Annotated in this window: 8 protein-coding genes; 3 read left to right on the top strand and 5 right to left on the bottom strand. The window is 73.6% G+C overall.

Annotated elements, in window-relative coordinates:
* Positions 1-96: 96 nt before the first annotated feature.
* Positions 97-1,191, bottom strand: coding sequence for an o-succinylbenzoate synthase (locus Q2K20_RS03665; RefSeq protein ID WP_119193413.1), 1,095 nt, complete (start codon positions 1,189-1,191; stop codon positions 97-99).
* A 23-nt stretch (positions 1,192-1,214) separates the two neighbouring features.
* Here Q2K20_RS03665 and Q2K20_RS03660 point away from each other — a divergent pair, with 23 nt between their 5' ends.
* Genes Q2K20_RS03660 through Q2K20_RS03650 form a run of 3 tightly spaced genes read left to right on the top strand, consistent with a single transcriptional unit; the run spans position 1,215 to position 4,410 of the window.
* Positions 1,215-2,201, top strand: coding sequence for a 1,4-dihydroxy-2-naphthoyl-CoA synthase (locus tag Q2K20_RS03660; RefSeq protein WP_069390162.1), 987 nt, complete (start codon positions 1,215-1,217; stop codon positions 2,199-2,201).
* A 20-nt stretch (positions 2,202-2,221) separates the two neighbouring features.
* The gene (menE, locus tag Q2K20_RS03655) at positions 2,222-3,460 is read left to right on the top strand and encodes an o-succinylbenzoate--CoA ligase (protein ID WP_269502010.1); all 1,239 of its coding nucleotides are present in this window, start codon (positions 2,222-2,224) and stop codon (positions 3,458-3,460) included.
* Positions 3,457-4,410 (top strand): 1,4-dihydroxy-2-naphthoate polyprenyltransferase, encoded by a 954-nt coding sequence (locus Q2K20_RS03650; RefSeq protein WP_317176688.1) that lies wholly within the window; start codon positions 3,457-3,459, stop codon positions 4,408-4,410. Before menE ends, Q2K20_RS03650 begins: the two co-directional genes overlap by 4 nt.
* Before the next feature lie 178 nt (positions 4,411-4,588).
* Here Q2K20_RS03650 and Q2K20_RS03645 read toward each other — a convergent pair whose 3' ends face one another.
* The 4 genes from Q2K20_RS03645 to Q2K20_RS03630 form a co-directional block, all read right to left on the bottom strand.
* Complete coding sequence (locus Q2K20_RS03645; RefSeq protein WP_067716899.1) at positions 4,589-5,224, bottom strand: hypothetical protein; 636 nt, start codon at positions 5,222-5,224, stop codon at positions 4,589-4,591.
* A 150-nt stretch (positions 5,225-5,374) separates the two neighbouring features.
* Positions 5,375-6,727: a hypothetical protein gene (locus tag Q2K20_RS03640; protein ID WP_269502016.1), complete on the bottom strand. Its 1,353-nt coding sequence runs from the start codon at positions 6,725-6,727 to the stop codon at positions 5,375-5,377.
* A gap of 287 nt (positions 6,728-7,014) precedes the next feature.
* On the bottom strand, positions 7,015-7,839 hold the full coding sequence (locus Q2K20_RS03635) for a hypothetical protein (RefSeq protein ID WP_317176687.1): 825 nt from the start codon (positions 7,837-7,839) through the stop codon (positions 7,015-7,017).
* 135 nt (positions 7,840-7,974) lie between these two features.
* Positions 7,975-9,036, bottom strand: a complete 1,062-nt coding sequence (locus Q2K20_RS03630; RefSeq protein ID WP_119192601.1) for a hypothetical protein — start codon at positions 9,034-9,036, stop codon at positions 7,975-7,977.
* Positions 9,037-9,120: the final 84 nt, after the last annotated feature.

Raw genomic sequence — 9,120 nt, 5'->3', positions numbered from 1 at the left:
CGAGACGCCATGGCCAGGCGCGGCTGCGGCGGGGCGGCTGCGGCGGAGCGGCGGGGCGGCTGCGGCGGAGCGGCGGGGCAGCTGCGGCGGGGCCGCTCAGAGAAGTTCGTAGCAGCGGCGGATCCGGTCCAGCCACCAGTCGCGGACCTCACCGCTCACACGCAGGCCCTCCAGTCTCGCCGGGTCCGGCGCCACCGGGCGGACCGGGAGACAGCCGTCCTCGAGGGCGAACGTGCCCGGTTCGACCACGTCCTCGACGAAGAACCCGCCGGTGCCCAGACCTGCGGCGGGAATCGCGTTGTCGTCGTCGGGTCCGGGACGGCCACGCCCGGCACCACCGGGCATCGCGGCTGCCGCGGCGACCCCCGCGGCGACGCCCACCGCCGAGTCGAGGGCGCTGGACACGGTGACCGGCACCCCGAGCTCGTCGGCCACCGCGAGCAGGCGCCGAGGCCCGCCCAGCGGCGCGACCTTGACCACCGCCCGGTCGGCGCCACCCGCCCGCACGACGCGCAGGGGGTCGGAGGCGCGGCGGATGGACTCGTCGGCGGCGACGTCCACGTGCACCCCGTCGGCGGCCAGGCGCTCCCGCAGTTGCACCAGTTCCTCGACGGTGGCGCAGGGCTGCTCGGCGTACTCCAGGCCCGGCCCGTCCAGTGAGACCGGGCCGGTGCCGGGGGCCCGCGCGACGTCGTCCGCACGCACCGCCTGGTCCAGCACCCGGATCGCGTGGGCGGCCTCGGCGACCGACCACGCCCCGTTGGCGTCCACCCGGACGCGCGCGCCGGGGCGGGCCTGGAGGACAGCGGCGACGCGGGCGACGTCGTCGACGAGCTGCTGCCCGGACTCGGCCACCTTGACCTTGACCGTCATACAGCCCGGGAAGCGGTCGAGGATCGCCGCGACCTCCCCGGCCGCGACCGCCGGGACCGTGGCGTTGACCGGGACCCGGGAACGCAGGGCCGGCGGCGGGCCCTGCCACGCCATCTCCAGCGCGGAGGCCAGCCAGTGGGCGGACTCCGCATCGTCGTACTCTCCGAACGGGCCGAACTCGCCCCACCCGGCGGGGCCATCGATCAGCGCGACCTCACGTTCGGTGACGCCGCGGAACCGCACCCTCATCGGCAGGGCCACCACGTGCACGCGGGCGAGCAGATCGTCGATCGACTCGGGGCCCGGTACGGATGTCATGGCTCCACGCTAATGTCGAACCCATGACCGAGAGCAGCGCACCGCAGGACCAGGCCACCGGAAACCCGTTCGACCCGTCGCAGTGGCGGGAGGTCGAGGGCTTCCGGAACGGGGAGGACCTGACCGACCTGACCTACCACCGCCACGTGGGCGAGGGCCGTGTCAACGGGATCGTGCGGATCGCGTTCGACCGCCCCGACGTGCGCAACGCGTTCCGCCCGCACACCGTGGACGAGCTGTACCGCGTCTTCGACCACGCGCGCCGCTCCCCCGACGTCGGCACCATCCTGTTCACCGGCAACGGGCCCAGCACTCGCGACGGCGGGTGGGCGTTCTGCTCGGGTGGCGACCAACGGATCCGTGGCCGGTCCGGATACCAGTACTCGACCGAGCACGACTCGGACGTCGCCGGCGCCACGGCCGACAAAGTCGACGAGGCGCGCGTCAAGGCCGAGGGCGGGCGGCTGCACATCCTCGAGGTTCAGCGGCTCATCCGCACCATGCCGAAGGTCGTGATCTGCCTGGTCAACGGGTGGGCGGCCGGCGGTGGGCACTCGCTGCACGTGGTGAGCGACCTGACCCTGGCCTCCCGCGAGCACGCCCGGTTCAAGCAGACCGACGCCGACGTGGGCTCCTTCGACGCCGGCTACGGCAGCGCCTACCTGGCCAAGCAGGTGGGCCAGAAGTTCGCGCGCGAGATCTTCTTCCTCGGCCAGGCGTACACGGCCGAGGAGATGTTCCACATGGGTGCCGTCAACCGGGTGGTGGACCACGCCGAGTTGGAGAACACCGCCATCGAGTGGGCGCGGCAGATCAACGGCAAGTCGCCCACCGCGCAGCGGATGCTCAAGTTCGCGTTCAACCTCACCGACGACGGACTCATGGGCCAGCAGGTGTTCGCCGGTGAGGCCACGCGGCTGGCGTACATGACCGACGAGGCGGTGGAGGGCCGCGACGCGTTCCTCGAGAAGCGCGAGCCCAACTGGGACGACTACCCGTACTACTACTGACGGTCGGGGGCTTGCCGGCCATGGACGCCACCCGCGAACTGCGCACCCTGCCCGTCCCCGGCGGCGCGGCGGTCGCCGAGGTGTTCCCCGCGCTGGCGCAGATGCTCGACGACCACGGACCGGCGCTGCTGCCGGTGCCGGCCGACGACCCGGCGCGCACCCGGATCCTCGTCGACAGCCAACGCCCCGGTGACCCGATCGACGACCGGACCGCGCTGGTGGTGAGCACGTCCGGGTCGACCGGCACGCCCAAGGGGGCGATGCTCTCGGCCGCCGCGCTCGCCGCCTCCGCCGAATCGACCGACACCGTGCTCGGCGGGCCCGGTCGCTGGCTGCTCGCGCTGCCCGCGCACCACATCGCCGGGCTGCAGGTGATCCTGCGGTCGCTGCGCGCCGGGCACGAGCCGGTCGTGATGGACGTGACCCGCGGGTTCGACCCCTCGTCCCTGCCCGACGCCGTGGCCGCGTGCCGCGCGGGTAGCGGCACCCGCGCCGGGACGGGAGAGTCCGCGGCCGGGGGCGTCAGCTCGGTGGCGGACCGCGCGTACACCTCGCTCGTCCCGGGTCAGCTGGCCAAGGTCCTCGACGACGGCCCGCCCGACGCCGTCGCCGCACTGGCCGAGCTCGACGCGGTCCTGCTCGGCGGGGCTGCGGCCGCACCGGAGCTGCTCGCCCGCGCCGCCGACGCCGGGATCCGGGTGGTCCGGACCTACGGCATGAGCGAGACCGCGGGCGGATGTGTGTACGACGGCGACCCGCTACCAGGAGTGACGGTGGAGGTCGACGACGACGAGGGCCGCGTCTGGCTGGCCGGCCCGCAGCTCGCGTCGGGGTACAGGAACGCACCGGGTCACCCCGCGTTCGCCCGGGAGGGATGGTTCCGCACCGACGATGCCGGGACGCTCGCCCCCGGGGGCGGGCTCCGGATCCTCGGCAGGCTCGACGAGGCGTTGAGCGTGGGTGGGCTGACGCTCCTCCCGCAGACCGTGGAGGATGCCCTCCGCACGCATCCTGCGGTGGTCGACGTCGTCGTCGTCGGGATCCCGGACGACCGGCTCGGGACCAGGCCCGTCGCGGCGGTCACACTCCGCTCCCCCGCGTCCCCGGACGACCTGCGCGCCCACGTGGCCGCGTCGCTGGGAGCGCATTCGGCGCCGGCGGTCGTCGCCGTGCTGGACGCGTTGCCGACGCTGCCGGGCGGCAAGGTGGACCGACGCGGCGTCGCGGCGGGCGTCATCGATGGGACAATCGGGGCATGAGCCGCGAGACCGATCCCGTCACCCACCGCGAGACCACTCCCGCCACCGACGCCACCCTCACCGAGCCCGGAGGCGCCACGCTCTCCCACTGGCTCGAGGGCGCCCGCCCCCGCACCTGGCCCAACGCGTTCGCCCCGGTGCTCGTCGGCTCGGCGGCCGCGGCGCTCGCGGGCGGGTTCGTGTGGTGGCAGGCGCTCCTGGCGCTCGTGGTGGCGTGGTCGTTCATCGTGGGGGTCAACTACGCCAACGACTACTCGGACGGCATCCGCGGCACCGACGACGACCGCGTGGGCCCGCTGCGACTGGTGGGCTCGGGACTGGCACGGCCGGCGACGGTCAAGCGCGCCGCGTTCGGGTTCCTCGGGCTGGGCGGGCTCGCCGGGCTGGTGCTCAGTGCGACGTCGGCACCGTGGCTGATCCTGGTCGGGGTGGCCTGCATCCTGGCGGCCTGGTTCTACACGGGCGGCAGGACCCCGTACGGGTACCGCGGGTTCGGCGAGGTCGCGGTGTTCGTGTTCTTCGGTCTGGTCGCCGTGATCGGTACGCAGTTCACGCAGCTCGGGTCGGTCACCTGGTACGCGGTGGTCGCGGCCGTGGCGGTGGGGAGCTTCTCGTGCGCGGTGAACCTCACCAACAACCTGCGGGACATCCCCTCGGACGCCGAGTCCGGCAAGATCACGCTGGCCGTGCGCCTGGGCAATTCGCGGACCCGCGGCCTGCACGCGGTGCTGGAACTGCTGGTCCCGCTGCTGGCGACGCTCGCCCTGATCCCGGCGACGCCCTGGGCGCTGCTGGGGCTGCTGGCGTTGCCGGTGGCGTGGAAGGCCAACGCGCCGGTGCGCGCACGGGCGATCGGTGCCGGACTCATCCCCGCGCTGACGATGGCCGGGATGGCGATGCTCGCGTGGAGCGTGCTGGTCAGCGCCGGGTTCGTGATCGCCTCGCTCTGACCCGGCGGTGCGCGTTCACCCCGGCGGTCCGCTGAGGCCCGGCGACGAGCCCCCGCGCGCCCGGCGCGGTACAGACGACGGCGGCCGGTCCCCCACCTCGGGGACCGGCCGCCGTCGATGTACGTGCGGACTTCGTGCCGGATGTACTGAGTGCCGAATGTAGTGAGTGCCGGGTGGACTACTTGCCGAGTGAGCCCTCGGGCACGGCGTTCCAGGCGGACTGGATCCCGTTGTTGAGGGCCAGGGCGGCACCGCGGAGGGCGTCCTTGACCTGCTCGGGCACCGGCAGCGTGTCGATGTCGGCGATGGTGATCGTGCCGGGCGCCGGAGGGGCCACCGGCGCGGCCACGGGTGCCGGAGCCGGGGCCGGGGCCTGCGCGGGACGCGGTGCCGGGGCGCCGCCGCCACCGGTACCGCCGGTGGTCCCGCCCGCACCGCCGGTGACGGTGACCGTGGTCGTCTCGGTGCGTACCGGGACGCCGAAGATGAAGGCGGTCGCCACGGGCTCGTACACGCCCGCGACGGTGGGGGTGCCCCTGATCGCGGTGGTGGCCGGATCGTAGGACAGCCCGGGCGGCAGGCCTCGGAACTGGATCGAGGCGCCGGGGGGCGGAGTGACGTAGTCGCTGACCCGCCGCTCCATGTACTCGCCGACGCGCAGCGTCAGGGACGGCAGGGCCGCGGGTGCCACGTCGGTGGCCTCGACGACCAGGGGCGCGTGGTCGGGCGCCTCCGCCTGGCCGGACGCGACCCCGACCGCGGCCATGGCGGCGAGTGCGAGGGAGGAGGCGACGACAGGACGGGAGATATGCATACACGCCTTTCGGTGGTTACCGCCGCGAGATCACGACCGCCCCACGGTAACCCAGGAATGCACCACACCCCGGGGCCATCTCACGAAGTGAGACGACCCCGGGGTGGAGGTGGTCACCGGCGACCTACCCGGCCGCCGGGAGCCTGTAGATCAGCCGCGACCGTTGGCGACCGTCGGCCCGGGGGCCTGGACCCTGTTCGGGGCGCCGGCGGCGACAGTCGGCGCACCAGCGGCCACGGTCGGGGCGACCGACCCGGAGGAGCCACCGTTGCCGGTGTCGCTCGATCCGCCGGTGGTGGTGCCGCCCGTGGTGGTCGAACCCGGCAGGGCAGGCAGGATCGCGGTGGAGCCCGGGATCGAGGAGCCGCCGCCCAGCGCGAGGCTGAGGCCGGCGATGCCGAGGAGGGCGGCGCCCGTCAGCGCCAGCCCGGGGGCCAGCGCCCCGAGGGAACCGGTGTCCGCGGGGAAGGACGAACCCGGGACGGTGATCTCGCCGCCGCCGGTCAGGTCCCCACCGGTGACGATCTCGGCGCCGGTCTGGGTTCCGCCGGTGGTGGTGGAACCGGGGATCGTCGAGCCGGTCGTCTCGGTGTCGCCGTCGGTGGTCGAGCCGGTCTGGGCGCCCGAGTCGATCAGGGAACCGAGCGGGGCCAGCGGGCCCAGGCTCTGGGTGTCCAGGCCGCCGGTGGCATCGCCGGTCGCCTCCCCGGTGGCGGTGGAGCCCGGGGTGCCGAGCGAGCCGTTGACCGGGGTCTCGGTGCCGGGGGCGTCGGTGTCCGGCACGTCCGGGGTCTCCGGTGCGCCGTTCGACAGGCTGCCGAGGCCGAGCCCACCGTTGGCCGCGCTGCCGAGCGGGCCGGTCGGCGCATCCGGGGCGTCCGGGTTCTCGGGGGTGACTCCGCCCTCACCCGTCGAGCCTGCGGCGAGCTCGGCAACGGAACCGGCGTCGCCGCCGAGGGAGGAGACGATGCCCGCCACGGCGCCGAGGATCGCGTCCGTGCCGTCGGAGCCCGTGGTGATCTGGCCACCGGCCTGCGCCTCGCCGCCCAGGCTGCCCTCGACTGCGGCCGTCCCCTCGCCCGAGGCGCCGGCCGGCGCGGAACCATTGGCGTTGTTGATCGTCAGGGTGACGGGAATCGTGACTAGTCCGCCCATGCCCCGACCGGTCACCTGAATGGTGTACACGCCCGGAGTGGTCACCGCGCCCGAGATGCGGCCGTTGCCGTCATACTCCAGCCCTTCCGGAAGTCCGGTGACGTCCTCAATGACGAACCCGGCCGACTGGGTGGCCTGGACCAGCGTCCCGGCGTCGAAGGAGAACTCCGCGCCAGCGTTGAACGATGGGGCAGCCACGGCGACGGTCTGGATGTCGTCACGGACGGTGGGCGCATCGGGAGCGGCGATGACCATTCCGCCCACGAGCGCGACCGCTGCTGCGGCTGCGACGGGGGCGGCAAGGCGACCCCGGACGATACGACGAGGACGGGCGAGGCGAGCACGCATCGGCTGGTTCCTTCCGGAGGGGTTCAGATCGCTCACTCCGCGGAACGGGAGGGCAGACCATTACGAGTGCCACTCTAACCACATGCACACCGACTGTCTACTTCTGTCACATAAGTCACTTAGTTCTCATAAGCCACACCAGTAACACACCCCCTGGGTATATTCGCGCGCGCGGATCCGCGCTCACCGCTTCGGCATGCGCAGCGCCGCAGGGAGACGGCCGCGGGAAAATCACGGCGGCCCGGCCCCCGTGTCGGGGCCGGGCCGCAGGAGACCGAGAGGCGGGGTCAGGCGCCGGGGACCGGGACCGAGGTCGCGAGCGCCGCCTCACCGGCATCCGCGTCGTCCGGGTCGCCACCGTCCCGGTTCGCACCGTCGGTGCTCGCATCGTCGGAGGCGGCGATCGAAGTTCCGGTTCCGGCCTCGTCGGCGGAGGTCGTGGTGGTGGCCGGGGCGGACGTGGTGGAGCTGGCGGTGGCCGTGCCGGTGACCGTGCTGACAGGATTGCCGTCACCGTCGACGATCACCGTGACCGGCGGCGGGACCATCTCGCCGCCGAAGACCAGCGAGCACAGCCCCTCGCTGAGCGAGCCGGCCTCGCCGACGAGCGCCGACCCGCGCCCCTCCCCCGCGACCACGTCGAGCAGATTCGGGAAGGAATCCAGCGCCGAGGTGATCAGATCCATGACGCCGGTGGGGACGCCGTCGATCCCCAGCAGCGGGGAGAACTTGGCGACCGAGCCGCCCAGGGCGGGCAGCTCGCAGACCTCATCGGTCTCGGGCGCGAGGTCACCGACGCTGGTGTCGTCCCCACTGCCGGAGTCGAGGCTGCCGGAGTCGAGACTTCCCGGCGAACCGCCACCGAGCGAACCCGAATCGGCACCCTCACCGTCGACTCCGCCCTCGCCGGAGGCGTCGTTCGAGGCGCCCTCGGACCCTCCGGCGAGGCTGGACGCGTCGGGGTCGCCCCCCTCGAGACTGCCGAGCGAGATGCTGCCGGACGTGGTCTCACCGGGGAGGGCACCGTCGTCCTGCGCGTTGACGACGGGGACGGACAGGGCGACCAGCGCGAGTGCAGCGGCGGCGGCGGTGACGACCTTGCGGGTGAACATGTGTGATGGACCCTCTTCGACGGCGACGGAGGTAATCGAGCCACTGCGCCCCACCGGGCCGCCCGAGGTCGACAGGGGGACTCTATCGCCCCGACCCGCGCCCCGTGGGGACATTGCCCGGGGGCGCGGGGAAGGTCACTGCCCGAGGCTGCCCGCGCCGGTCGTGAGCAGACCCAGCAGCGCGGCGGGGCCGTCGCCCGGAACAGCCGCACCGGTCGTCGCCCCGCCCGTGGTGGCATCGCCGCCCGCAGTGGTCGTCGCCCCGCCCGTGGCGGTCTCTCCACCGGTCAGGCCGCCGAGCAGCGACGGGGAGATCGAGCAGAGGATCTGGCCCACCGAGCCGAGGCTCTCGACCGAGCCGCCCTCGCCGAGCACGGACGGGAGCAGGTTGACGACCGTGTTGAGCAGAACCATCACGAGTCCGGCCGATTCGGCATCGTCGCCACCGGTCACCAGCGGCACCAGCTGGGCCAGCGAGGCACCGTCCATCTGCCCGTCCCCGACGACCGCGCACAGATCCGGGGTGGCGCCGACCTCGTCGTCGTCCCCGGTCGTCTCACCGTCGCCGGCGCCCGTTCCGTCACCCTCATCGCCGGCGAGGGTGTCGTCCTCGGCGGTCGGATCACCGGGGACCGCCGAGAGCGTGGGGTCGGACTGCGTGGCGGTCGTCGTGGTCTCGGTCGTCGCGGTCTCGTCCGTGGTGGTCGCCGTGGTTGCGGCCGGGCTCGTGATGGCCGGGCTCGTCGTCGCCTCCTCGTCCTCCGACGGGGCACCCGCGCCGTCGGTGACGGTGATGGCGACCTTCTCCGACTGCGAGATCCCCGAGTTGGAGACGGTGACGAGCACCTCGTACTCGCCCGCGCGGGTGGGCGTGCCGGAGATGACCCAGCCGTTCTGGGTCAGACCGTCGGGCAGGCCGGTGACCTGCACCGTCGTCCCGGGCGGGATGGTGCCGCCGGCGGCCTGGGCGACGACGGGCTCGAGGTCGAGGTTGACGGCCGTGCCGAGCGGGAGCTCCTGCGCACCGGCCTGGCCGGTCGCGTTCTGGGTCAGCTGGATGTCGCCGGCGTCGACGGCGGCGGGCGCACCCACCGCGGCGACGGTGCCACCACCGACCACGGCGAGCGCGGCCAGGGCGCCGCCGAGGGCGAGGGAACGGGCACGGGGGGCGGTGCGGTGCGAGCGTCGCTGGAACATGAGGTCACCTTGTCGTCCGGGAGCTGGGCACGACCGGGTCCGGCCCAGTCACACAGGTACCATACGTCACATCAGTCACATGGG

It is taken from the genome of Dietzia sp. IN118, assembly GCF_032905965.1.
Lineage (GTDB): Bacteria > Actinomycetota > Actinomycetes > Mycobacteriales > Mycobacteriaceae > Dietzia > Dietzia kunjamensis.
Note: the sequence above shows the minus strand (reverse complement) of the source record. Positions and strands in the feature narration are given on the sequence as shown.